Below are 23,750 nucleotides of genomic sequence, written 5' to 3'. Positions count from 1 at the left end.
AGGCATTCGGCACGGCCTCCACACCGTCAAGCACATAACGGCTTCGGAGTTGTTGCCCATCAAGGGCAGCACGCACTGCAAAGCGGCCCATATCCACCAGATTGGAGCCGCTGGAACTCTTACGAGACGTCTGATACCGGTTCACTCTCGTTACACCTTCTGGCCTCGCTTGCCCGACCCACGCCATCTGGTAGTTCTGACGCGTCCGGGCTTTGTCAGGACTGCTCTCCGCCCTCCCCGGCGTTCCCCGGTTCAGGCTGTCCTCAGCTTCAGTCAGGCGGCTGCGACCGCCCGACGGCCGGGGTCTTACACCCCAGCTCGGTTATGTAGCGCCTCGTGGCGCGCGTGCTCGATGTTCCAGCAGACGACGCGCAGTTCATCGGTCACGTGTTGGTTCTCCTTGCTGACGGTCTCGACGGTGGACGGGCGCGGCGGCGCGGTTCACCGGTCGGGGGTGAGAGCTGCATCCGCCTGTGGCAGGTCGAGCGTGACGATGAACGGCAGGTGGTCGCTCAGGCCCCGCGCTTCCTCGGTATCGGGGACCTCGCACCCGGAGAGGGCGGGGGTGAGGGCCGGAGCGAGGAGGATGTGATCCGAGCGGTGGTCCCACCGCTCGGCGTCGCTCCAGTAGCCAGCCGTGCGTGGCACTGGGATGCCGAGCGCCGCGACAGGATCGGTGAAACCGGCGTGCACGAGCTTGGCCATCGCCAGACGGTCGTCGCTGCCGCCGTAACTGCCGTCGGGCAGTTGCAGCCGGTGGCGGGAGTGCAGCTCGGCCGGAATAACGCTCCAGTCCTCCAGTTCGGGGTCGTCCAAGCCCCGGACGTTCAGGTCACCGGCCAGGGCCACGCGCCGGCCGGCGGCGGCGTACTCGGTCAACCAGCCGGCTTCGAGGGAGCGCCTGGCGCCGTTGAAGGGAGCCAGGTGGGTGTTGAGCACCGTGAGCTCGTGGCCGTCCGCGGTGAAGTGGGCGCGGGAGACGGTGTGGTGGAAGGTGCCTTCTGCGACATCGGGGTGGAACGCCGTACACCGCACGCGGGGCCACCGGTGAAGGGTGACCAGGTGACAGCTGTGGCTGTTGGAGTGGGCGAACTGGGCCTGCATTCCGAGAAGGTCGGCGAAGCCGAGCATGCGGGCGTAGCCGCTCTCGTCCCACCTCTTCGCCTCCTGCAGGCACAGGACGTCCAGGTTCTGCGCCAGTAGGAACTCCGCCTGGGCGCGCCAGCGTTCACCGCCGCCGTCGAGCAGGTTGTACGTACCCAGCCGCACGGTGATGGTCATGCCGCACCGCCGGCAGCCGCCGGGTGGTGGCCGTGGACCGACGCGGCGTGCTGGTTGTCGTGCGGCTGATACATCGCTGGCGTCCGGTGCAGGACGGTGCGCATCTGCGCGAAGTCGAACTCGGCACGCAGAGGCAGGTGGTCGGACAGCTGGCGAAGCTGCGGGGTGTCGCAGACGGTGAAGCTGGCCAGGGTGGGGGCGAGTTCGGCGCTGAGGTAGCCGCGGTCGATGCAGTGCCGGGGTCCGAAGGGCCGGCCGGGGTGGTCGCGGTAGCCGGAGCTGGGGGCCAGGGCCTCGGGCTGGTCGAGGTGCTCGGCGGCGTGGCGTGCCATCTCGACGTAGCCGGCCGCTAGCAGTTCACGGTCGGGGCGCATGTCTGTGTGCCGACGGTCGTCGTACTCGTAGGTGCGGTTGGCGACGAAGGCGTGGTCGGTGTAGTCGTCCCAGCGGATGTCCGTGCCGACGCGATAGCTGTTCCAGTCGCCGAAGATCATGGCCAGCCATCCGGGTTTGGCGAGAGTGGTGCACCAGCGGGCTTCGGTCAGGCGGTGCTCGGGCGACCAGTAGCAGGTGTGCATGCTGACTGCGCTGATCTGCCGGGGGCTGAGGGTGCCGTCAGGGTCGCGGAGGCGGACGGCGATGTTTGCCGGCGCGTGCCAGGGTGCCCAGGCCTGCGGGTACTCCTCCGTGCACACCAGCGGTCCATCGCGGCGGACGAAGATCGCGTTGTCGTTGGAGCTGCCCGGGCGCGGGACAGCGATATGGCCGTCCATGTCCAGGAGTTCCGACACCCGGGCGAGCTGGTCCGGCTGGACTTCCTGCTGGAAGAAGATGTCAGGGCGTTGCTCCTGGACCCAACGGGCACCCGCCTCCAGGTTGATGCCCTTCTCCAGGTTCCAGTTCAGGACGGTGATCGATTCGTTCATGCCGCGCACCTCTCGGGCAAGGAGACGGGGAGGGGGTCCGCTGTAGCGGAGGTCGATAAGGAGCCGAGCGGCCCGTGGCGCTCGCGGAGGTGCCGGGCCTGCTCGGCGTAGGGGGGCAGGTCAGCGCCGGCCCTTCGAGTGTCGAGCTGCGCGAGGTCGGCGATCGGGTGCGGCTGGAGCTGCCCATCAGAGCGGTACCAGTGCTGGGTGCCGTACAGCTGGGGCTGCCTGGCGTTGACGAGGCAGCGGTCGTGAAGGTGGGCTAGCTGAGCACGAGTGGCTTCACCTGCTGTTACGGCTACTTGGAGCAGTCGCAGAAGCCTCTGCTGAAAAGCTTGATCGTGGTCGCAGTGCACCGCGATGCTCACGGCCGCCTGGCACGCGTTCTGGCCCACCGTCCGGTGCCCCGGCCACTGCCTGAGACTCTCCACGATGCGGTGCAGCGCCTCGGCGTTGTCCTGCTGCGCCTTCTGGATGGCCGCGAGGGCATCTGCTGCCATGCGGACGCGTTCCGGTCCAGGAGTGCGCCACTGCTCTCTGGTGATTTCCACGCGGCTCAGCAGTTCGGCAGCGAACGCGGCGTGACTCGGGCTCGACTCGTACGGCTCGCTCACGGTGTCACCGGCCTGGAGGGTCCTGCCGACCAACGGCCGCGCTTTGTGGCGCCAGCCTGCCCGTGGCCGCACTGAGCCCGCGCAAGCGGAGCCATGGGGTATGAGGGGGTGTTGAAGCTGGCGAAGGGTCCTGTGTCGCGGAAGCCCGGGGGCGGCACGCGGACAGTGAGCAGAAGACGTGTCAGCTTCAGCGACACACGTAGCCAGAGGTCACCGGTCAGGGAGAACCGTGTCTTCACGGCACCGCCCCCTCTGGGGTGGACGGCCGCGCCGTGCCGCCGCAGTGCCCGACCGTCTTTCCGCCTGCCCGGCAGGGTCACCTTGCTCATGAAGCCGGCTCCTTCTCCGCGGACACTGCGGGCAGTACGGGGATCTCCGTGGTGATGAAGGCGTCGAGACTGTCCGCGCGGCACGCATTTGCTGTCAGCAGGACGTCCAGTGCGACGGGTGGGCCCGCCGACCGGTGACGGTTCCACCCGCACTCGTCCACCAGATGACCGATGAGGCGCTCGCCGGCGGAATCGCGGTGGTGACGAAGGGGGACGGTGCACGCCACCCGGGTGTAGTCACACAGGGCGGCGTAATGGCGGGCCCAGATGGTCAGGAGCCAGCCGATCCTGTAGCCGACGCCTGGGGCGGCAGCGGCGCTGGACAACGCCAGTGTCGGCTGAGCGTTCTCGGAGTCCGTCCACGGCGGCGCGGCCAGAGCGGTCCGATCGAGTTGGAGGCAGCCGACAAAGGCGTTGTCGTCGGTGTCGACCAGGACGGCCATCTCGCGCTCATCGCGCAGGGACTCGAGTATCGGCCGAGCGCTCTCGGCGGGCAGGTCGCGCTCTCGGCGCCAGGCCATGACCTGGGCGCTGAGCACTTCGTACTCGGTACGTCCGTCCAGGTGTCGGATCAGGTACGGAGGTGTGGTGGGGTGCACGGAGCTTCCTGCGGAGTGAGGGCTCGTGGCGGGCCCGAGGAGGGTGCCGGGTGCGCTTACGGAGGCGTTGTTGGTCACCGGCTGGTCCTGGGGCGCCGGGCGGCGCGGCGCGGGGTGCTGGTGAGACCGGACGGAGCGGTGAGGGCGTCGTTGAGTAACTCGGCGTGGGTGTGGCCGGAGCCGGGCGGGGTGTGCCAGTGCAGGTCGGGGCCGGCGGTGACATGGGCTGCGGGGATCGTGAGGCGGGTTCCGGGCCGCAGAAGGCGTATCCCGTGGCGGGCCCACGGCCCGGGGCGGACGGTGTCCGGGTCGAGGAGTATGTGCCAGCTGCCGCTGTAGGGGTCGGCGAGCACCGGTCCGTGCCCACCGGCGGCCTGCAGTGCGGCGATCAGCGGAGGTGCGAGGGTTGCTAGGAGCCGTACGGCGTCGAAGTGCTCGCCGCACCCCCAGGTACCCAGGCCGCCGGGCGGCGGTACCCACGGCGGCAAGGTGAGGGACAGGGTCTCGTACGGGAGAACGTGAGGCGCATCGATGTGTCCTTGTGGGATCGGGGAGCGTTCGGCTGTGGGCGGACATAAGTGAGGCGTCGTCATGGCGCCTTGACCGCCGAGGGCCCGACTGCGTGCGGATCGGAGATCGCCTCTGTCAGTGCGGGTCTGGCCTGGGCGCGCAGCCGCAGACGGATGACGCGTTCGCCGGTCGGACTCAAACTGGTCGGCGATCGGGTCTCCCACCCGAGGTCGCACAGGTACTTCAGTAACCACTGGGCTGCCTCATCGACGTCTCCGGTCTTGCACGGAACGTCGCACCGGACCCACGTCAGCTGGCTGTTGGCCGCGTAGTCGGCAAGCCACAGGGTCAGCATCCGTCCGACCTGGCTCGACCCGGCCGTCACCGGGTCAAGGGAGACCAGGAGTCCCGGATCGCGGCCGTCGGCGCCCCAGTGCCGCATGTCCGGATTCCTGTGCAGGACGAGAGCGCCGACGAGGATGCCGCCCTCGTAGAACCCAAGGGCGCCGGCTTCCCGGAGAAGGGCCTTGGCGCGATCGGCGGAGACGGTTATGCCCTGTCCAGCGAGCAGGCGGACGCGGTCTGTGGCCAGGGCCGCGGCTTCAGCGCGAGCGGCGTCGGTGTTGATCGGCAGCACCTCGTACACGGGCGCGGTGGGCCTGCGGTCCGTCGGAGATTGTTGCCGGTCGCCGTCATGGAGGCTGGACTGGGTGCTCATAGGGCGGGCTCTGCAGTGGCCGTTGCGTCGGTCGTGGGCTGAGTGTGCGAGGTGCCGAGGATGCCCCACGTGTGTGCCAGCCCGACCAGGTGGGTTGCGTTGCGGGCGTTCCCTTTGTCCACGGTGGCGTCGATCTCGGCGCGCACGTCGTCGGGCGGCACACCGATGGCGTTCCCGATGTCGGCGTTGAGGGTGTGCTCGGCGATGGCCCGTATGACGGTCATCTCGTGGTTGGTGAACGCCGGGACCGTCTCGCTGCTGGCCGGTGGGGGAACCTCCCGCGCGGTGAGAAGGGTGTGAGCGAGGACGGCGCGCGAAGATCCCGGGCAGCCCATCTTCTTGCGGGCCGCACTGAGGTGGCTGGCCACGCCATCGACGGACAGGCAGACCTGGTTGGCGATCGCCTTGTTGGACACGCCGTAGACGAGTTGTGCGGCGACGCGGCGCTGGTCAGCAGTGAGGGTCGTGGCGGGCAGGGCGGTGGTCATGTGGAGTCCTGGGTCGGCGGTGGTGTGACGAATGCGGGGTGGTGGAGGTGCGCCGGCGGGGACGGTGAGCACGGTCTCCGCCGACGCGGTAGCGGCGCCGCTTCTACGCTGCGGCGTGCAGCACGACGGGCAGCGCGGTGACGTCGGTGCCGATGAAGGAGCGCTGCGGCTCGAGGTCCTCGACCTTGCAGGCCAGGGCGATTCGGGGGAACCGCTCGAACAGGGCAGGGAGCGCTACTTCGGCTTCGAGCTTGGCCAGCGGGGCACCCAGGCAGTAGTGGATGCCGTGGCCGAAGGCCATGTGGTCCTTGTCGTCCCGGTCGATGCGGAAGGCCTCGGGATCGTCGTGGACGCCCGGGTCGCGGCCGTGGGCGCCGAAGCCGATCAGGATGGCGTCGCCTTCCTTGATGGTGATGCCCTCGCCGAGGTCGATGTCCTTGGTGGCGTAGCGCAGGGGCAGGTGCATGATCGGCGGGTGGAGGCGGGGGGCTTCCTCGATGACGTCGCGCCAGCGCCGGGGGTCGGCCAGAACGGTCGCCAGCTGGTCCGGGTGGTTGAGGAGCTCGCGTACGGCGGCGTTGATGAGGGCGACGGCGGTTTCGCTCCCCGCTCCGATCATCAGGATCAGGGTCGAGATCAGCTCGATGTGGCTGAGCCGGTCGCCGTCTTCCTCGTGGGCGGCCAGCAGCAGGCTGGTCATGTCCTCGCCCGGGGTCGTTCGTTTGACGTCGATGAGCGTCTGCATGGCCTGGTAGAGGTCGTGCTTGGTCGCTTCGGCCTGTTCAGCGGTGACGTCGGTGGCGAGGACGGAGTCGATGACGCGGAGCATCTCGGGGCGCTGATCGGCGGGAACGCCGAAGAGGTCGCAGATCAGGCGCGTGGGCACCCGGTAGGAGAAGTGGGTGCGCAGATCGACGGGCGCGGTCTGGTCCTGGTGGGCCAGGCTGTCGAGGAGGTCGGTGACGATGGCCTGGAGGACCGGGCGCATCGCTTCGACCCGCCCGGGGGTGAAGGCGCGGCTGACCAGTTGGCGCAGGCGTTTGTGGTCGTCGCCGTCGGAGGTGAACATCGAGACGACGTCGACCCAGGCGTACAGCCACGGTATGGAGCCCGGGGTATGGGAGGGCCAGGACTTGCGGGCGTCCTTGGATACATCGGGGTGGGTGAGGAGCCGCTTGGCGACGTCTCCGCGGGTGACCGACCAGGCGGGGACATCTTCCGGCATGCGGACCCGGACGGCCGGGCCGGCCGCCCGGAGCTCGTCGGCCTGGGCGAACAGGCGGCGGCCGCCGCTGCTGTCGAGTGTCACGGTCGCGGTCCGGGCGGGGGTGCTGGTCACGAGGAACCTCCTGCGAGAGCGGCGGTGGGAAGACGGTCTTTCGACTTGGGCCGAAACCTGACGGGCATCGTCTGCGGGCACTGGTGGAAAGGGCCGTGCCGCAGAAGGGGCTCCGGGTCGGTGGAGGCAAGCTCCATGTCCCAGAGCTGGTCCAGAACGGTCTCGACACCGGTCTGGACGATCGTGGTCGCCTGGGAGATCGCGGGGCAGCGGTGCGGGCCCGCTGACCAGGCGAGGTGGCTGCGGTTGTCGTACCCGAGGTCGTCGGGGAGCGCCGGGTCGGTGTTCGCTGCCGCGTGGGAGATGAGAACGGGAGTCCCTGCCTGCACGTACGCCCCGTGGAGGTAGGTGTCATGGCGGGCGAAGTGGACGGAGAAGTTGGCCATCGGCGGGCGCTGCCACAGGGCCTTCTCCAGGGCGCGGCGCACGGTGAGAGTTCCGGCGGCGAGGTTGCCGGCGTAGTCGTCGTCGCGCAGGAGTAGGTGAAGGGTCCAGGCGGTGCACGCGGCGGCGGGGATGATGCCGGCGCCGACGGCGCAGAACAACTGGTTGAGTGCTTCCTCGTCCGTCAGGGCGGCGGCGTGGTTGATCATCCAGGAGGTGAGGTCCTGGCCGGGTTGGGCGCGGCGAATCTGGATGAGCTCGTACAGGAGTCCTGCGAAGTCGGCTGCGCCCTGGGCCGCTTCGGGGCCGGCGCTGATGAGGTCCTGGCACGCGCGCACCATGCGGGTGGACTTCTCGGGCGGGCATCCGAGGAGTTCGGCGAACACCAGCATGGGGAGGATGTCGGCGAAGTCGCTCATGATGTCGGCCTGGCCGTCCCCGATGATCCGGGCGATCAGCGTCAGGGCGCTGCGTTGAGTGATCTCCCTGAGCCAGTGGGGGCTGATGCGGGCGATGCAGTCGTCCATCGCCCAGCGCAGGCGGGCGTGCTCCTGGTCGTCGGTGTAGAGGACCGAGGGACGCCAGGCCATCATGCCCAGCACGGGGCTGTCGCCCGGAACTTCGCCGTTGGCCAGGGCTGCCCAGCGGCGGGAGTCCTTGGAGTACGTGCGCGTGTCGTTCAGGAGGGTGACGGCGGCGCGGTGCTGTGTGACGACCAGGGCGTGGACGGTGGGGGCGATTTCGGCCCAGCCGACGGGTCCCTGGCTGCGCAGTCGGTCGTAGGTGGCTTGGGGCTGGGCGGCGAAGGCGGCCCCGTGCAGCATGGGGCAACCGCTCGCGGAGAGCGGGGGCGGCATGGTCATGAGGCGGGCTCCAGGCTGGGGCGGGACAGCAGGTGGGAGACGAGTGCTATCAGCGGAGACTTCGCCGAGCTCTTTTCCCGTACGTCGCACTCGACGAGGGGCGTGGACGGGTGCAGGTCCAGGGCCTTGCGCAGTTCGGCTTCGCTGTAGTGGGGGGAGGCCGCGAAGGTGTTGACCGCGACGACGTAGGGCAGATCGGCTTCTTCCATGCGCCCCATGGCGTCCCAGGACTCGGTGATGCGCGCCGTGTCGACCAGGACGACGCCGCCGAGGGCGCCCTGCATCAGCTCGTCGATCATGTAGTCGAACCGCGGCTGACCGGGGCCGCCGAACATGTAGAGCACGATGTCGTCGGTCAGGGTGAGGCGGCCGAAGTCGAGCGCGACCGTGGTGGTGTTCTTGTCCGACAACCCCCGCAGTGTGTCGACGATCTCGCCGGCCTTCGTCATCCGTTCTTCGGTTGACGTAGGCCTGATCTCGGAGACCGCACCGACGAACGTGGTCTTGCCGACGGCGAAGGGGCCGAGCACGACGATCTTCACCGAGTGGCGGACACCGGGCGCCAGGTAGTTGCCCTCAGAGGTTGATGAGCGCATCGCGGATCCTCTCCAGCAGCTGTCTGTCGTGCTGCTGAGCGGCGGGTACGGGGTCACGGCTGACGAGATGGCTGCTGTCGACGGGAGAGGAGACCAGCACCTTCGTCACAGCGGCCGGGAGTTGCAGGTCGGCGCTGACCTCGGCCAGCGACAGCACTCCGGGCAGGCAGTGCTGCATCAGCCGACGGGAGTGGGCGTCCAGGCCGTACAGCGGCTTGTCCGGGTCGGCGATCAGGAGAGTGGCCAGGTCCAGGGTGCGGCGGGTGGGCGCGGCCCTTCCCCCGGTCGGGGTGTAGGGCCGCACCATTCCGGCGCGCCGCCGGCCGCGGGGGGTCACGATGTTCCGTACGCTGTCCGCTCCCGGGCGGACAGCGCGGGAGCCAGGCCCTTGATGGCCTTGATCGTCGCCCCGGAGGCGACGGCCACTTCGGGCGCGGTCATCTCCGCGGCGACGGATACGGCCAGCGCGGTGTTGTGCCCGGCCCCGAAGACGAGGATGCAGCGGTTCGGCAGGTCGATGATGACCTTGCGGGGGGTGTCCTCGTCCTTGTTTGCTTCGGCGAGCTCGGCGATGGAGCGGCCGAGGGAGAAGATGCTCGAGGAGCTGGCCCCAGCGCGGTCGGCCACATCGCGGTGGACGCCGTCCGAGTGGGCCAGCACCATGCCGTCGGAGCTGAAGAGGACGGCGTGCAGCACGCCCTTCTCCTCCGCGAGACGGTTGAGGACCCAGGACATGTCGTGGGTGTCGGCGGTGGGCTGCTGGTCAGGCACGGAACTGCTCTCCTTCGGTGGGGCTGGACTCGTGGTCGCGGATGGTCTCCGCCAGGTGGGCAAAGCCCTGCGTGAACGCCTCGGGGTCCTCCGCAGGCGCTGGCTCACCAGTGACTACGGGGGCCGTGGGACGGGGTGAGCGCCTGCGCCTCTGCGGCAAAGCACTGCCGTCCGACGGCTCACCCTGTCGGTCGGCCTGGTCCCCTTCCGGGGGAGCCTCGGTTGGTGAGGCGTAGGCGTGTCCTGTGGTCCGAGAGGCCGCTGCGCGGCGCTCCGCCTGGGTTTCCTCTGCGGTCGGACCGTGTCCGAAGAGTTCCCGCGGGATGCGAAGGACGGCCCGCACTCCGCCGTACGGGGACGTACTGGTGACATCGGCGGCGAAGCCGTACTCGCCGGCGAGGCGGCCGATGACGGCGAATCCGAGCTGGCGCGTGTCCTGCAGAGCCGTCACGTCCAGCACGGTGTGCCGCGACAACTGCCGGGCGGCCTCCTCGCGCTGATAGGCGTTCATGTTCAGGCCGCCGTCGTCGACGACGATGCAGAACCCCGTCTGGAACGCCTGCACCTCGACGAAGACCTTGCCGTCGGAGTACGCGGTGGCGTTGGACAGCAGCTCCGTGAGCGCCACCGTGACTGGCTCGACCACACGGCCCTCGAGCCAGGTCTCGCCGCTGCCGGGCTCGTAGGTGTAGCTCACCCGCAGATAGGCGTTGATCCGGCCCCGCGCGGACTCGACGACCTCGCCGAAGGTGCAGTCCGCCCGCTGCAGACCGGGCCACGAACCGGCCAGGATGCGCGTGCGCTGGAGCGTGTGGAGGGCCTGGGTGACCAGGTGGTCGAAGCCCATCAGGCTCTGGTGGTACGTCGTGCCCTGGGGGTAGCGGTCCATCTCCTCGACGACGTTCAGCTGGCAGCGGTGCAGATGCGTCTGCGCCTCGTCGATGATGTCCCGCACTGAGGACCGCGCGGAGAGCCCGATCTGATCGCGGGTGACAGTGAGGGCCTCCTGGAGCAGCCCCATCACGGTCTGATGACTGTGGTCGATGGGACTGCCGGCGAGACGCTCCTGGCTGAGTTCGGGCACCGGCACGCCACGGTGTCCGCGGGCCAGGGTGTCCACCAACGCGGGCATCCGCACCTCAGCGAAATGCTTCGACTCCGCCTCCACCGCACGGGCGTAGGCGAGCGCGGAGTCGCGCTGGGCTTCCAGGGGTGTGACCCTGGCGGCCAGGGCCTGCTTTCTCCGGGCCTGCACTATGAGCCCCACCGACGTGGTGGCGAATCCGCCACCGAGCAGTGCGGTCGCGGTCACCAGCGAATCGAGCATGAGAGGTCCTCGCGCGAAGTGGGGGTCGACTGTGAACGGGCGGGGGCAGGGCCGAAGCGGCGTGCTTCGGGCTGCGGCCGAACTGCTGTGAGCAGTGGCAGAGACGCATACAGCGGCAGGGGCGCGGAGTAGACGCGGCCCTCGTTGTTGCCGAGTCGGGCCCAGTGGAGATCCTCGGCCGGGCCGGAGCTCAGCGGGGGCACGGCCAGAACTCCGCTGTCGCGGTGGTCTACCGGCCAGGGCCAGCACATACCGCGGCCGGAGTGGGGCGGCAGGATCAGCACCCACTCGTTCCCGCGGGCCATCGCGGCGCCCACCGGGTGGGGGTTGATGTGCCCCAGCAGGGAGAGAATCTGGCGTGCCGCCAGTTCAGGCATCGCCGCGGTGTCACACTCACGGCCGATCTGGACAGCGACTGGGGCGCCGGCGGTGATCGTGCCCGGGAAGAGGTCCGCGATCGTGGGCACCGTGTTCATGCGGCGATCACCGGCATCGCCGCCCGCTCCAGCTCGTGCATCAGGACAGCGCTCTCGATCAGGCCGATCATCGAGAACGCCTGCGGGAAATTCCCCAGCTGCCGGCCGGAGGCCGCGTCGTACTCCTCGGCGAGCAGCCCGATGTCGTTGCACAGCGTTAGCAGGCGCTCGAACAGGGCCCGGGCCTCCTCCATCTGGCCGGTGAGCGCGAGGGCGTCGACCATCCAGAAGGAGCAGAGCAGGAAGCTCCCCTCGTCACCGGCCAGGCCGTCGACCCCCACCTGGTTGCCGTCAGTCGGATAGCGGTGGACCAAGCCGTCGTCCGTTGAGAGCTCGCGGCGCACTGCGGCGACCGTGCCGACAACCCGCGGGTCGTCCGGTGGGAGGAACCCGGTGCGCGGGAGCAGCAGCAGGGCCGCGTCCAATTCGGTGGATCCATAGGACTGGGTGAACGTGTTCCGCTCGGAGTCGTAGCCCCTCTGGCACACCTCGGCATGGATGGCGTCGCGGAGCTCGGTCAGCTCGGCCAGGTCGGCGTCGAGGACGCCAGCCTCCACCAGGCGAACCGTGCGGTCGACCGCGACCCAGGCCATGATCTTGGAGTGCACGAAGTGGCGTCGTCCGCCGCGCACTTCCCAGATGCCGTCGTCCGGCTCCTGCCAGCGCCGCTTGAGGTAGTCGACGAGCCCGAGGTGCAGGGTCGCGGTGCGTTCGCACCGGGCGATGCCGTGCACATGGGCCAGATACAGCGTGTCGATGACCTCGCCGGGAACATCGAGCTGGAGTTGGTCGGCAGCGTCGTTGCCTACTCGAACAGGCGTGGAGCCCTCGTACCCGGGCAGCCAGGGCAACTCCCGCTCGGGCAGATTCCGCTCGCCCAGGATCGAGTACATGATCTGAATGTCGTCAGGGTTGCCGGCCACGGCCCGCTGGAGCCACTGCCGCCACGCCTCGGCCTCCTGGTGGTAGCCGGTACGCAGCAGGGCGGACAGGGTGATCGAGGCGTCGCGGAGCCAGGTGTAGCGGTAGTCCCAGTTGCGTACGCCGCCGATCGTCTCGGGAAGAGAGGTGGTCACGGCGGCGACGATCGCGCCGGTCGGCGCGTACGTCATTGCCTTCAGCGTGATCAACGAGCGGACGACCGCGTCACGGTACGGGCCGTCGTAGGTGCACCGCGACACCCACTCCCGCCAGAACGTTTCGGTGGCCTCTAGCGCAGCCCAGGTGTCTGGGATTTCCGGTGTCGTGTGGCGGTGGGAGGAGTGCCAGCTGAGGGCGAACGTCACCGTGTCGCCGGCGGTGACGGTGAACCGGCTGACCAGGGCGTCTTCCTTTTGGACCGTGTCCACGGTGGCGTCCAGCCAGAGGGCGTCCGGCCCGTCGATTGCAACGGTGCGGCCCTGATGTTCGTAGATCCAGGGCCGGTGCTTTCCGTAGCCGAAGCGCGGGCACCAGGCGGATGCGACTTCAACCGTTCCGCTGATCCCTTCGACGATCCGGATGAGTTGCGGGCTGTGGCCGTCACGGGGAGGCATGAGGTCAATGACACGGATGGTGCCGGTCGGGGTGTCCCACTCGGATTCGAGGATGAGTGAGTCGCCGCGGTAGCTGCGCCGGTCCGCATCTGGGGCCTGGGCGCCGTCGGGATGGGCGGGGCCGATCTGCCAGTAGCCGTGATCCCCGGTTCCCAGGAGGCGGGTGAAAACAGAGGAGGAGTCGAAGCGCGGCAAGCAGAGCCAGTCGATGCTGCCGTCCCGGCAGATGAGGGCGGCCGTCTGCATGTCTCCGATGAGTGCGTAGTCCTCGATACGCCCAGCCATGGAATATCCGTCTCGATAGGTGCGGGTGCTCCCGGGGCCTTGCGAGGCGAGGCGGGGAACAGGGGCGGGTACGGGAGCGGCTCGCTCAGTGCCACGAACCGGGCGAGCGACCGGCTTGAAGCCGCTGAGTGCGGGGCCGGGTTCGAGCGGCCGTGGTCGGCAGCACTGAGTTCATCGAGCCACAGCCTTCGCGCTGAGGTCGTTCAGATCGACGGCGGTGCAGCCCTGGAGCGATAGCACTTGACGGCTCGCCAGCAGCCAGGGGAGTGCGGGATCTTCGTAGGAGACGTTGACGACGTCCTTGCCAGGGACCATGAGCAGTGTCCGCGGGTCGTAGAGGATGCCGGCGACACCCCAGGACAGCGGTCGTTCGACCCAGGCGGCTACGTGTTCGCGCAGGTGCGGGCAGTGCTTGACCGCGATGAGCGCACACGGTGGGCAGACCGGGGCAGCGGTGGTCAGCTCGCCCTCAGCCACCGGCTGACCGACTTGCTTGAGAACGAAGAGCTGCCGCTCCGGATCCTGCTCAAGGGTGTCGGCGCCGCAGACTTGGCACAGCATCCGGCTCACCGCACGCCGTTGACGAAGCACGTGGACCGTCGGGAACAACGCTCGGCCCGATCCGGGGGCGATGGACTGCCTGACCCACAGCACCCCGTCCGCGTCGCGGTCGTAAGGCATCTCGCCCGCGAAGCCGATACCTCGCCCGCTCGGGTGACGCACCACGGCAGGAGTCCGGTGATTTTCCCCGCTCCACGCGGTGACGTACGGCACCGGAAGACCCCCTTGTTCGTGCTGGGTCCTTTTCATGCCGCGGCGCTCGTCAACCGGTGCGGAGCGACGATCTTGCCGTTGGGAAGGATCTCACCGGTGTCTTCGAAGAGGAGGACACCGTTGCACAGCAGGCTCCAGCCCTGTTCCGGGTGGGCCGCGACCACGACGGCGGCCTCGCGGTCCGTGGCCTCGGCGGAGGGACAGGTGGGCTTGTGCTGACACATGGTGAGTCCTCGGAAGAATCGGCATGGGGGATGGACGATTGGCAATCCGGCAGCGGGACCGGCTGCCGTGGAGGGCACTCACCACGGCAGCCGGGAGGCAGCAGCACTACGGCCCTGCGCCTCGCTCCGGTCTTCCGGAGGCTGCGGTGACGGGGTGGCACCGGATGCCTTCGGGATAGGACTCGGAGCCCGAGGGCGGGCGCTGACGTACGGCGTTCACGGGGGTGTACTGCCGTACGACGGCGCCCGCCCCGCTCGTGGGGTGGTCGACTGTGGACTTCGCCCCTGCCTTGGCAGTTGCTATGAGGTGCTGTGCGGTCTCGGCTAGCAGGATCAGGTGCACCCGCGAGCCCATGTAGTCGGTTGGGGCGGGGCTGGCGAGGATCGCGGCCCGTCGCGGCCAGCCCGCTGCCCGCACTAGCGCCGGCAGCTGTGCCCGGAGTACGGCCACCATCTGGTCGACCTCGCCCTGGCAACGGGGAAGGGGCCGGTCCGGGTCTCCCAGTACCTGATGGATCAGGGGGGCAACGATGTCGCCGCCGCCGCGTAGGGGCCGTCCGAGGCGACGCAGCCGAGACGCAAACCGTCGGCCTGCCGAGCTGGCTGCGCGGACTTCGCCACCGAACTGGGCGCCGACGACCGGCGGGACGAGAGTGATCACGACTACCTTTCCGTGGGCAGCGAGGCGGAAGAACTGCGAATAGCGTTGCCGCTCATTGGCACGTTCCGGTAGTGAAATCGACCCCCACTTCTCCCCACTTCGGCCGTGCAGAGAACGGAGTTGATGTCCACTCGACCCCGCTGAGGATCGGACAATAGGGCGGAAGTCGGTCACCGCTTCCGGTAGTGATGCCGGTCTCGGAACCCTTGTGGCTGAAGATCGACTTCGTAGCCCACTTCACCCCACTTCTCTGGAAGTGCTTGACCGGAATTCACCACCAGTGATATCGGCGCCAAATACAGGCTGATCGGTCATCAGGGCCGATTGCTCGGCAAAAGGCCAGGTAGAAGCAGTTTTCGTCACGCTTCCCGCTTTCGGTCACCCGTCGGACGGATGGCGGTGACGTCCCTATCGACGGATCGCACTACGAGAGAAGTGCGCGAATCTCGCTCTTCTGTACGACGTCATCCACTCTGGTGCCTCCTCCCACGTCGGAAGTAGGCGGGAGAGCCGGTGAAGTGGGGAGAAGTGGGGACGGGATTCGCTATCGCCTGCGCGGCGACTTGGGCCACGGTATTCAGCAGGACTTGCCAGTCCGTGCCCCCGGGCATCGTGAATGCAGCGAGGAGTGATCCCCGTGCTTGGTTCCACCAGCACTGCCTTGCCATGTGGCCAAGGCCGCGACGGCGGCAGCCCCGCTACGCACGCTGCGATCGACCTCTGCGGTCTTGACGCCCCGCAGAGCGCCGCCCGCCGCATAGTCCGCGAGGCCCTGGCGGGGCGAGCTGACGACACGTACACGGACGACGTGGTCCTGGTCGCGGACGAGCTGGTGGGCAACGCTGTTGAGCACGCTGGAGCGGCGCTCGACATCTGCCTCGACGTGTACGACTGGGGAGTGACCGTCCAGGTTCGAGACGGCGGTGAAGACATCGCGGCGGTGCCCGGGAATCCCCCGGCTGCCGATGAGGATGACGAAGGCGGGAGAGGCCTGTTTCTGGTGGATGTACTGGCGAGCGCCTGGGGAGTCCAGGGCGACAGCATGGGGAAGCGCGTCATCGCGGTCTTCCTCTACCGAGCGGAAGACGCTGACCGATGACACCGAGCGATCTCGCACCCCGCCGTCTGGCCCGGGACCTGACGGTGCTCCCGCTGGGCGTTGGCAGCGGATCCTCTCGCTGGTCGCCCAGCGCCGTCCAACCAGACGACGCGCGACTGCTCGACGGGCTGCGCCGCGCCTTGGAGGCAGGCGCTGGTGAGGACGAGGCGCAGCTGTTCGACACGGCCGACAGCCACCGGAGCGGCCACGCGGAAAGGCTCATGGGCAAAGTCCTGAAGGAGCATCGGGGCCACAAGGTGCAGGTCGCCAGCAAGGTCGGTCGGGTTCAAGGCTCTGCTCCTCACCCCTACGCCGGACCGAGGGTCCGGCACCAGCTGGAACAGACCTTGGAGAATCTGTACCTGGACGAGTTGGCCCTCTACACCCTTGAGTCGTACGACTTCGGTCTCGGTGACCGATACCTCGACCCGGTCATCGAGCAAATGCGAGCACTGCGCGACCTTGGTCAAATCCGGGCCGTCGGTTTGCGTGGTCCGGGCTTCCGCTCCTCGGTCCGCTCGATACGGCGCTTCCTGGATCTGTTCGACCGGATCCGCCCCGACGTGGTCTGGACGCAGGCCAGCGGCCTGGTGCCGCTTGTCGACCTTGGTGAGGGTGAGGACCTCGGCGCTTTCACTGCGCGCCGCGGTGTGGGCTTGGTGATTGCCTCGCCGCTGGCCCATGGTGCGTTAGTGAGTGGCCGCGCGGACCGCGCTGTGGCTGCTTGGGGCGGTTCGGCAGTCGCCTGCGCCGGAGCCATGGCGTCCGCGATCACTCACGGCCTCGCAGAGCTGGCAAGCCGGTTCGGCTCGTCCCCGGATGCCTTGGCTCGAGTGGCTGTGCGGTTCATCCTTCAGCAAGTACAGAACGCTGTGGTCGTTGTCGGCATCGACGACCAGAACGCCAAGTACGACCGCCACTTCCTCGGCCAGCCGCTGTCTGAGCACGAGCTTGCGGAAATCGGCGGCGTGTTTTCCCGCATCCGGAGCATGCTGATCCAACCCGAGGGTCGTGCCCCGTCCGTGGAGGTCAATGTGTGACCGGCCCAGAGGCCCGTCCCACTGCTCAGAGAGCAACTCCGTTGCGGAGGTAGCGCGGGATGCCGTCGTCAAGAACCGCCCATGCCTGGGAAGCCCGAACCCGTTGACGGTCCGGCAGCAGTGACAGTGCCTTCGAGACCTCGAAGAAGCGATGCTCCGAAATCTCCTCATCGCTGGGTTTCAGCTCGGCGGCTTGCTCCGGTGACAGGACACCGGCGTCGAAGACGAAGCCGAGAAGGTCGTCCCACGGGCCGTGAGGTTCGACCCAGTCGACACACAGGAACCGCAGGCCGGCGACCGTGAGACCGAGCTCTTCACGGAGTTCCCGGCGAACGGCATCCTCGGGTGCTTCGTTGTCCTCGGCCATGCCACCGGGAAGATCCCACCCGTCCTTGTAGGTCGGGTTCACCAGAAGCAACCTGCCGCCCTCGTCTCGGATCAGGGCGTCGGCGGCGGCCCGCTTCCGAGCTTGTCGTGCGTTTCCCTCGGCCAGATAGGCGTCACGGCCGGGATCACCCGGCTTGGGTGCATGGTTCACTGCGGACCTTCCGGGAGCACAAGACTGCCGAGCAGCAATTTACGGTGCTGCGCCGACGCAGTCATCCGCGACAGGAGCTCGCGGACCTCGGGCACCTGCCGATGCGAGCCGAACTCAATTTGCAGCGCGTCAAGTTGCTTGCTCAGCCGCACAGACGTCACCGACTGGCAGACGTCGTGCAGATCCAGGCCTACCGAGCACGCCGCGTCCAACTGCCCCTGCGCGAGCAGGACTCGTGCCAGCGTGACCTGACCGAAGGCCCTGCTGCGGACCCGGCTCGCGTCGCGCAGTGCCAAGGCGCGCTGCGCCTCCTTCGCTGCTGCCTTGAGCGCGCCGAGATCCAGGAGAACGGAGGCGGCCTCGCTGGCAAGCGCGGCTTCGTCGAACGGTGCCACCCACTGGGGGGCTGGCACGGTCTGTGCAAGGGCCAGAGCTTCACGTGCAGTGTCGAGCCTCCGCTGCGCCTCACGTTCGGCGTTGAGTTGAGCGAGTGCCCGCGCCTCCATGGCGTAGAGGCGGGCGGCAAGGGTCGGCACCGGCGTGCCGGCGGCGAGGCGGGCGAGCCCGCTGCGGGCGAGTTCCGCGGCGGCGACGATCTGATCGGTCTGCAGGGCCAGGTGGCTCATGCCGGCCAGTACATTCGCGCCCGCGGTCACGTCGGTAAGGCTCTGCGCCAGTCGTAAGGCGCGGTCAAAATGGTTGGATGCCATGTCGTCCCGTCCGGCGTCGTGGGCCATCCAGGCCGCCATCTCCGTGAGGACAACCGCTGCACCGAATGTGCTCTCGCCGTCTTCGCGACCGTCCGCTGCGCTGAAGAGGTTCGGGGCGATGACCGTGTTGAGGTAGTGCACCACGGACCGGTAGACGTGGCCGCCGCCCAGCTGGCGGTCCGCGAGTCGGAACGAATTCATGGCAGCCAGATGCGGCGACGCCACCGAGTGGACCCCCATCGGCGCGGTCGTCCCGACATCGACCTGTTGGCCGGCCTCCGACGCCAGCTGAGCGAACAACTGCGCGGCCGGCTCCTGGAAGAGGTGCTCCAGAACCCGGCATGTCGCCTGTCGGGGCAAACCCTTGATGTCCCCAACCATCCAGCGATCCCACGTGGAACGCGAGACGTAGACGGAAGCGAGGGAAGGGTTGCCGTCGAGCCGGGCCGCCTCCTTGGCCGCCCGCTCGAAGTGCAGCGTGAACGTCTCGTAGATGCGCATGCGGTGGGCCTCAAGCACCTCCGGGAAGCGGATCGCCCTACGCATCGTCATCTACCGCCTTCAGATGCCGGTGCCGAAGCCGAGGAGGGGCACGTCATACAGCTCAGCGCTTCGTTGTCGTGTCAACGCGGGCCCCTCGGCGGCGTTGGTGACTTCGATGATCGGAATCTCGCAGATGAACTGCACTTTCGCGCCGAGCAGGTGCGAAACTCGCCCCTCGGCCGACTTCCCCTTGATGCCGGCCGCGACGTGGATGTGAGGGGCCAGGCAATCCTTCTCCGTGTCCCATGCGAGCGTCCCGCCGCCGAGTGCTTCAAGCGTCTCGACGGTGATCTCGTCCCACAAGGGGGCCTCGGGATCGGCGAGGGGTTCGCAAGAGCCCACCAGCCGGGCCGAGCGGAGACCACCGACGAAGGTGGGGATGTACCCGGCTCGGATGCCCCGATCCGCGCAGAACTGGGTGAGGCCTTCCAGGAAGTCTTCCCCGTGGTCAAGGGCAAGCATGAACTGCCGGCCGGTGTGCACCTGGGCGTAGCGCATGGTCAGAGTCGTCCTTTGGCTGGTCGCGAGCGAGTCAGGAGTAGTCGAGGAACGCCTTTGCGATCTCCGGGTGCGGCGTGCCTGCGGCCAAGTGGGCGACGAGGAGGAGACGGGCCTTGTAGGGGTCGAGTGCGCCCGCAGGGATCAAGCCGCGGGCCAGCAGGTCGCTCTCGGATCCGGGGAAGGCATAGGTCGAGGTGAGGACGGGGCCGGTGCCGATACGCGATGCGAGCACGACGGGCATTGCGTCCGCCAGCGCTTCCAGCCGACTGCACCACGTCTCGGGGACGTGGCCGGCGCCGAACGCGGCCACCACCAGGCCAGCGACTTTGCGCTCCAGGCCCTCCAGCAACATTCCGCTGCTGCCCAACGACGCAGCGACGATCTCCACCTGCGGCAGGGCGCCGACGGGCAGCGGTACAGGCGCGGTCGGACTCAGCGAGCGGTGGAACCGCGCTGCCCCTTCCACGACGTGGCCGAGCGGCCCGGTGCTCGGGGAATCGAAGGCTCCCGGGCTGGTCGTGTGCATCTTTCTCACGTGCCGGGCGGCATGAATCTCGTCGCCCAGGACGACAAGGACGCCGGCTCCCCGAGACTCCGTACTCACGGCGGTCTGGACGGCTGCGAGAAGGTTCGCTGGGCCATCCGCGCCCGCTGTCGCAGCATTGCGCATCGCGCCGGTGAAGACCACCGGCGTGGTGCCTTGGTAGTAGAGGTGGGTCAGGAACGCGGTCTCCTCGAGGGTGTCGGTGCCCTGGGTCACCACGACGCCGTCGATGTCCTCGCCGTCGGCCCGTTGCAGTCGGCCCACGAGGCTGACGATGTCGCCGATGGCCAGGGAGGCCCCTGGCATCTGCCGGAAGTCCTCCACGACGGCCTCGGCCACGCCTTGGAGGCCGGGCACAGCGCCCACCAGGTCCGAGCCGGTCAGGGTCGGTGTGACGCCGGCTGCTGCGGCAGTGCGCGTCATGGCGATGGTGCCGCCCAGGGTGAGTACCAGCACGGTGCGGCTCGGGGCACGATCAGCGGAGAGCACGGAGGACCTTTCCTCGGGATGGCTATGCGGACGGGGTTCATCAGGACGAGGAGAGCTTGCCGAGGAAAAGCAGGGTCTCATCCAGCGCTTCCACGGTCAGCAGACGGCTGCGGGGGCGAACGAGACCGCCGACGCCGAACTCGCCCAGAGCACGGCACCGGCCAGTCAACCAGCCCCAGTCCAGGCCCAGGTAACCCGCGAGTGATCGCAGACGGGTCGCAGAGTCCTCGCCCACCAGCACGTCGGCGCCCTGCGCGTCAGCGAAGGCGGTGGCGTACGTACGCAGCTCCCCACGCGCCGAGGTGCTGTCAGCAGCCCACAGGGCTCCGCCGGGAGCCCGAACCCAATTGGCAACGACGGCTCGCTGGCCGGGGATCAGGGCCACTCCGTCCACCTCCGAGTACTCCGGATCCGGCACCACCCTGGCCCGGATCCCGCAGCGCTCCATGAGGGCGATCGCCAACAGCAGCAAGACCCTCTCGTATCTCTCAGAGCGCGCCACCTCACCCTCGGGCAGACAGAAGACCCGGATGGTCTGCGCCGTGGTCCCGTGGAAGCGTTCGAGAGATCGGAGGTAGTCCAGCTTGTGCTTGAAGAACAGCCAGCAGGCCGCCTCTTCTCCACTCTGCTCGCGAGTCCAGAAGATCGGGACCGCGTTCGCGTCGGCCAGTTCCTGCTCGATGTGGCGGGCGCAGAAGGCCGATCCCATCCAGCTGCTGCCGACGGCGGTCAGGTCGACGAGTAACTGACTCGGTGCTGATCGGGGCAGGGACAGGTATGTGTCGAGGAGGTGCTGCTCGGCGTCGAGCGCCTGATCATCGGACAAGAGGCCGTCATCGAGCTGGGTGAGCGCCCAGAGGATGCCGTAGGTGAGGTCGTCCAGGAGGTAAGCCGAGGGAATCGACAAACCTCCCGCAGCTGGCCGTCCCGGCATCGCGGACCTGCGTGCAGCTATGGCGTCGCGGACGTACAGGTTGAAGTCGTCCTGCCGCGCTTCGACGCCTACGAGAAACCCGCGGCGTGCCGGCCGTAAGAACCGCTCCAGCTCGTGCAGCCCGTCCTGGCTCAAGTCTCGAACGTCGGCCTCGTCGCCTCGCCTGACGACGGGAAGAAGGTGCACCGCGGCGCTGGTGCCGTCCAGGCGCTGGCGTCCAGCGATCTCCCAGATGCCTCCCGGCCCGCCAGCGGGGAGGAGCAAGTTTGACGTGGGCCAACGCGAACCGATCCGCGCGGGGACCGACTCCAACCCCACAGGTAGCTCGCTCGCGTGGGGCGCCGGGCTGAACAGCTCCTCGACGGTGTGTCCGAACATGCACTCCAGGATCTGCGCCGCCTCGCCGCGGGGACGGCCGTACCAGGTGCCCGAGGACCATCTGTCGAACGTCGTACGCCCGACGCTGGCCGTGGCGAGCCGACGGTTGCCCTTCTTGGGCGCGAGCTCCCGACCGGCTGCCGTGAAGTGGACGCAGAACGCTTCCCAGCCGAGTAGGTCGCGGTCTTTCAACAGGAGGCTGAACAGCGTCCGACGCATCGCGGCGGCCCCTCCCTAGGCGTGTACTGGCAGCAAAGCAGCGGGACGAACTCCACGCATGGCGACAGGTGCTGCACACTTCGTGACCCTGGCTAGGATGCTCCCTTGGACGAGCGCTTAGCAATATGGTCGAGCAAATTGCTCGACCATATTGCTTGTAGGCAGCCCGGCGAGCCGTCAGACTGGCCACCATGCCAGAAGCGAAGACGCCGTGGTCGTTGACCCTCAGCGAAGTCGGCCTGCGCCTTGAGGAGTTGCGCGAGCGGCGCGGCCTTACCCAAGGCGATGTCGCGGGCCACGAAGTGCTGCGTCGACGCGGTGTCAAGATCGACAACAGCGGGCTGAGCCGACTGGAGCGGGGACAGCGCCGCCGCGTCACCCGCGATCTCGTCGAGGCTCTGCTCGAGTGCTACCAGGCCAACGCCACGGAGAGCTCTGAAATTCAGGCCCTCCTGAACGCAGACACCACACCAGCCGGCCGGCCGCGCCCCGCACTGTGGCGGCGGAACGCCAACCTGCTTGGCCCCATGCAGTTCGAGGGCTTCTTGAAGATGGAGCGACGCGCTGCTGAGCTCTGGAACTATGAGCGAGACGTGTGGCCGGGACTCTTCCAGGTCGAGGACTACGCCCGAATCGTCATCACCCGGATGCGACCCGAATTGCGTCCTGCAGAAGTGAAGGCCCTCGTTGACGTCCGCATGGACCGGCAGCAGCAGGTCCGAGGTGGCGCACCGAAGGACTTTCGCGCTCTCGTGGACGAGAGCGCGCTCCGGGACACCATCGGCGACCGACCAGTGCTGAGGCGCCAACTGGAGAGGATCCGCGCCGAGTCCGAGGAAGATCGCAACACCATCCGCATCCTGCCGGATCCGATCGGCCTCCATCCGGGATCTGCAGGCGCGTTCGTCCTCATGGGCTTTCCCGAAGCTGCCCGTCAGGTCGTGTGGGTGGAGACCATGGTCAGTTCGGTGTACTTCGACGGTGACGAAGACGTGCAGCGCTACACCGCAGCTTTCACCAACTTGTGGGAGCGAGCGCTGGACCCCGCAGAGACGCGCAGGCGCCTCGAGAAAAGGATCAAGGAGCTAGAACAGTGACATCGAAGCCGGACCCATCCTCGTTCGACCTGGCGTCGATCGAATGGACGGTGTCCAAGTACAGCGGCGGCGGCGGGAACTGCGTCCAGGTTGCCGTCCAGGACGGATACGTTCTGATCGGCGACTCGCAGAACCCGGGGCGCCTGCCTCAGGTTTTCACTCCTGCTGAGGCCAAGGCCTGGCTGCTCGGTGCGAAGGACACGGACTTCGACTTCCTGCTCGATCTCTGACCCGTCCCGATGCCTCATCACGCGACCGGGCCGTCCCCACTGTAGTTGGGGGTCGGCCCGGTCGCTATTTACTGCGGTTACTCAGGTTGAACTCGTGGAGTCCGGTGGCCCGTGACGCTTCTTGATCGTTGCGGTATGACGTCGTCATGCGGTACGCGCATGGGGGCGGCCTGTCGCCCAGGGAGCAGGAGAAGCGGGAGCGGCTGCGTCTTGAGACGGCCGAGCGGTTCGCTCGTGGGGAGAAGACTGAGGCCGTCGCGCGGGAGCTTCGGGTGACGTCGCGGTCGGTGCGACGTTGGCGGCGGGCGTGGGAGGAGGGCGGTGGCGACACTCTGCGCTCGAAGGGGCCGGCCTCGGTGGAACGGCTGAGTTCCCGGCAGTGGGAGCGGCTGGAGCGGGAGTTGAAGCGGGGCCCGCTCGCGCACGGCTGGGACGATGAGTTCCAGGGGTGGACGCTGAAGCGGGTCAAGCTGCTGATCGGGCGGATGTTCCACGTCGGGTACACGGTCCAGGGCGTGTGGAAGCTGTTGCGGCGGCACGGCTGGTCCGCGCAGGTACCCCTGCGGCGGGCGATCGAACGCGACGACGAGGCGATCGAGGTGTGGAAGGCCGAGGTGTGGCCGCGGGTAAAAGGACCGCGGCGGACCTGGGCGCCCACATCTGCTTCGAGGACGAGGCAGGCCAGGGACTGAGGCCGCCGAAGGGACACACCTGGGCACCACGCGGGT

Annotated in this window: 27 protein-coding genes; 5 read left to right on the top strand and 22 right to left on the bottom strand. The window is 68.2% G+C overall.

Going from position 1 to position 23,750, the window contains the following annotated elements; genetic code table 11:
• Nucleotides 1-441: 441 nt before the first annotated feature.
• From ACIRFL_RS34565 to ACIRFL_RS34485, 17 genes are all read right to left on the bottom strand, one after another.
• Nucleotides 442-1,281 carry an endonuclease/exonuclease/phosphatase family protein gene (locus ACIRFL_RS34565; protein ID WP_404036622.1) on the bottom strand — a complete coding sequence of 280 codons (840 nt, stop codon included), beginning with the start codon at nt 1,279-1,281 and terminating at the stop codon, nt 442-444.
• Nucleotides 1,278-2,207: an endonuclease/exonuclease/phosphatase family protein gene (locus tag ACIRFL_RS34560; RefSeq protein ID WP_404036619.1), complete on the bottom strand. Its 930-nt coding sequence runs from the start codon at nt 2,205-2,207 to the stop codon at nt 1,278-1,280. Before ACIRFL_RS34560 ends, ACIRFL_RS34565 begins: the two co-directional genes overlap by 4 nt.
• On the bottom strand, nt 2,204-2,854 hold the full coding sequence (locus ACIRFL_RS34555; RefSeq protein ID WP_404036616.1) for a DUF6624 domain-containing protein: 651 nt from the start codon (nt 2,852-2,854) through the stop codon (nt 2,204-2,206). The genes ACIRFL_RS34560 and ACIRFL_RS34555 overlap by 4 nt, the downstream gene beginning before the upstream one ends.
• Before the next feature lie 292 nt (nt 2,855-3,146).
• Entirely contained in the window at nt 3,147-3,749 is a 603-nt protein-coding gene (locus ACIRFL_RS34550) for a hypothetical protein (RefSeq protein WP_404036613.1), read from the bottom strand.
• A gap of 74 nt (nt 3,750-3,823) precedes the next feature.
• Complete coding sequence (locus ACIRFL_RS34545) at nt 3,824-4,237, bottom strand: hypothetical protein (RefSeq protein ID WP_404036610.1); 414 nt, start codon at nt 4,235-4,237, stop codon at nt 3,824-3,826.
• 101 nt (nt 4,238-4,338) lie between these two features.
• Nucleotides 4,339-4,905 (bottom strand): hypothetical protein, encoded by a 567-nt coding sequence (locus tag ACIRFL_RS34540; RefSeq protein ID WP_404036607.1) that lies wholly within the window; start codon nt 4,903-4,905, stop codon nt 4,339-4,341.
• A gap of 68 nt (nt 4,906-4,973) precedes the next feature.
• Entirely contained in the window at nt 4,974-5,465 is a 492-nt protein-coding gene (locus ACIRFL_RS34535; RefSeq protein WP_404036604.1) for a LuxR C-terminal-related transcriptional regulator, read from the bottom strand.
• 103 nt (nt 5,466-5,568) lie between these two features.
• Entirely contained in the window at nt 5,569-6,804 is a 1,236-nt protein-coding gene (locus tag ACIRFL_RS34530) for a cytochrome P450 (protein ID WP_404036601.1), read from the bottom strand.
• A complete protein-coding gene (locus ACIRFL_RS34525; RefSeq protein ID WP_404036598.1) occupies nt 6,801-8,051 on the bottom strand; it encodes a cytochrome P450 in 1,251 nt (416 codons plus the stop codon). Before ACIRFL_RS34525 ends, ACIRFL_RS34530 begins: the two co-directional genes overlap by 4 nt.
• A complete protein-coding gene (locus ACIRFL_RS34520) occupies nt 8,048-8,647 on the bottom strand; it encodes an ATP/GTP-binding protein (protein WP_366104524.1) in 600 nt (199 codons plus the stop codon). Before ACIRFL_RS34520 ends, ACIRFL_RS34525 begins: the two co-directional genes overlap by 4 nt.
• Entirely contained in the window at nt 8,628-8,954 is a 327-nt protein-coding gene (locus ACIRFL_RS34515; protein WP_404036705.1) for a DUF742 domain-containing protein, read from the bottom strand. The genes ACIRFL_RS34520 and ACIRFL_RS34515 overlap by 20 nt, the downstream gene beginning before the upstream one ends.
• 26 nt (nt 8,955-8,980) lie before the next feature.
• A complete protein-coding gene (locus tag ACIRFL_RS34510; protein WP_404036594.1) occupies nt 8,981-9,418 on the bottom strand; it encodes a roadblock/LC7 domain-containing protein in 438 nt (145 codons plus the stop codon).
• The gene (locus ACIRFL_RS34505; RefSeq protein ID WP_404036591.1) at nt 9,411-10,745 is read right to left on the bottom strand and encodes a histidine kinase; all 1,335 of its coding nucleotides are present in this window, start codon (nt 10,743-10,745) and stop codon (nt 9,411-9,413) included. The genes ACIRFL_RS34510 and ACIRFL_RS34505 overlap by 8 nt, the downstream gene beginning before the upstream one ends.
• Nucleotides 10,727-11,221 (bottom strand): hypothetical protein, encoded by a 495-nt coding sequence (locus ACIRFL_RS34500; RefSeq protein ID WP_404036588.1) that lies wholly within the window; start codon nt 11,219-11,221, stop codon nt 10,727-10,729. Before ACIRFL_RS34500 ends, ACIRFL_RS34505 begins: the two co-directional genes overlap by 19 nt.
• Entirely contained in the window at nt 11,218-13,041 is a 1,824-nt protein-coding gene (locus ACIRFL_RS34495; protein WP_404036585.1) for a glycoside hydrolase family 15 protein, read from the bottom strand. The genes ACIRFL_RS34500 and ACIRFL_RS34495 overlap by 4 nt, the downstream gene beginning before the upstream one ends.
• A gap of 171 nt (nt 13,042-13,212) precedes the next feature.
• Nucleotides 13,213-13,815 (bottom strand): hypothetical protein, encoded by a 603-nt coding sequence (locus ACIRFL_RS34490; protein WP_396288510.1) that lies wholly within the window; start codon nt 13,813-13,815, stop codon nt 13,213-13,215.
• 32 nt (nt 13,816-13,847) lie between these two features.
• Nucleotides 13,848-14,039: a DUF5999 family protein gene (locus ACIRFL_RS34485; RefSeq protein WP_210539560.1), complete on the bottom strand. Its 192-nt coding sequence runs from the start codon at nt 14,037-14,039 to the stop codon at nt 13,848-13,850.
• A gap of 1,298 nt (nt 14,040-15,337) precedes the next feature.
• Here ACIRFL_RS34485 and ACIRFL_RS34480 point away from each other — a divergent pair.
• The gene (locus ACIRFL_RS34480) at nt 15,338-15,799 is read left to right on the top strand and encodes an ATP-binding protein (protein ID WP_396288512.1); all 462 of its coding nucleotides are present in this window, start codon (nt 15,338-15,340) and stop codon (nt 15,797-15,799) included.
• Nucleotides 15,796-16,839, top strand: coding sequence for an aldo/keto reductase (locus ACIRFL_RS34475; protein ID WP_396288513.1), 1,044 nt, complete (start codon nt 15,796-15,798; stop codon nt 16,837-16,839). The genes ACIRFL_RS34480 and ACIRFL_RS34475 overlap by 4 nt, the downstream gene beginning before the upstream one ends.
• A gap of 25 nt (nt 16,840-16,864) precedes the next feature.
• Here ACIRFL_RS34475 and ACIRFL_RS34470 read toward each other — a convergent pair whose 3' ends face one another.
• The 5 genes from ACIRFL_RS34470 to ACIRFL_RS34450 are packed head-to-tail and all read right to left on the bottom strand — an operon-like array spanning nt 16,865 to nt 21,695.
• Nucleotides 16,865-17,377: an NUDIX domain-containing protein gene (locus ACIRFL_RS34470; protein ID WP_396288515.1), complete on the bottom strand. Its 513-nt coding sequence runs from the start codon at nt 17,375-17,377 to the stop codon at nt 16,865-16,867.
• Nucleotides 17,374-18,588: a hypothetical protein gene (locus tag ACIRFL_RS34465; RefSeq protein ID WP_404036580.1), complete on the bottom strand. Its 1,215-nt coding sequence runs from the start codon at nt 18,586-18,588 to the stop codon at nt 17,374-17,376. Before ACIRFL_RS34465 ends, ACIRFL_RS34470 begins: the two co-directional genes overlap by 4 nt.
• A gap of 60 nt (nt 18,589-18,648) precedes the next feature.
• Entirely contained in the window at nt 18,649-19,128 is a 480-nt protein-coding gene (locus ACIRFL_RS34460; protein ID WP_396288518.1) for a PPC domain-containing DNA-binding protein, read from the bottom strand.
• 34 nt (nt 19,129-19,162) lie between these two features.
• Entirely contained in the window at nt 19,163-20,164 is a 1,002-nt protein-coding gene (locus tag ACIRFL_RS34455; protein ID WP_404036577.1) for an asparaginase, read from the bottom strand.
• A gap of 40 nt (nt 20,165-20,204) precedes the next feature.
• Nucleotides 20,205-21,695 carry a hypothetical protein gene (locus tag ACIRFL_RS34450; RefSeq protein WP_396288522.1) on the bottom strand — a complete coding sequence of 497 codons (1,491 nt, stop codon included), beginning with the start codon at nt 21,693-21,695 and terminating at the stop codon, nt 20,205-20,207.
• Nucleotides 21,696-21,886: 191 nt separating this feature from the next.
• Between ACIRFL_RS34450 and ACIRFL_RS34445 the strand changes: the two genes are divergently transcribed.
• From ACIRFL_RS34445 to ACIRFL_RS34435, 3 genes are all read left to right on the top strand, one after another.
• A complete protein-coding gene (locus ACIRFL_RS34445; protein WP_396288524.1) occupies nt 21,887-22,792 on the top strand; it encodes a DUF5753 domain-containing protein in 906 nt (301 codons plus the stop codon).
• Nucleotides 22,789-23,022 carry a DUF397 domain-containing protein gene (locus ACIRFL_RS34440; protein ID WP_060880100.1) on the top strand — a complete coding sequence of 78 codons (234 nt, stop codon included), beginning with the start codon at nt 22,789-22,791 and terminating at the stop codon, nt 23,020-23,022. Before ACIRFL_RS34445 ends, ACIRFL_RS34440 begins: the two co-directional genes overlap by 4 nt.
• A 146-nt stretch (nt 23,023-23,168) precedes the next feature.
• Nucleotides 23,169-23,714: a winged helix-turn-helix domain-containing protein gene (locus ACIRFL_RS34435; protein WP_404036572.1), complete on the top strand. Its 546-nt coding sequence runs from the start codon at nt 23,169-23,171 to the stop codon at nt 23,712-23,714.
• The last annotated feature ends 36 nt before the right edge of the window (nt 23,715-23,750 follow it).

The sequence above is a fragment of the Streptomyces sp. NPDC102462 genome (genome assembly GCF_044765425.1).
Classification (GTDB): domain Bacteria; phylum Actinomycetota; class Actinomycetes; order Streptomycetales; family Streptomycetaceae; genus Streptomyces.
This window is presented reverse-complemented; position numbering and strand designations above follow the sequence as displayed.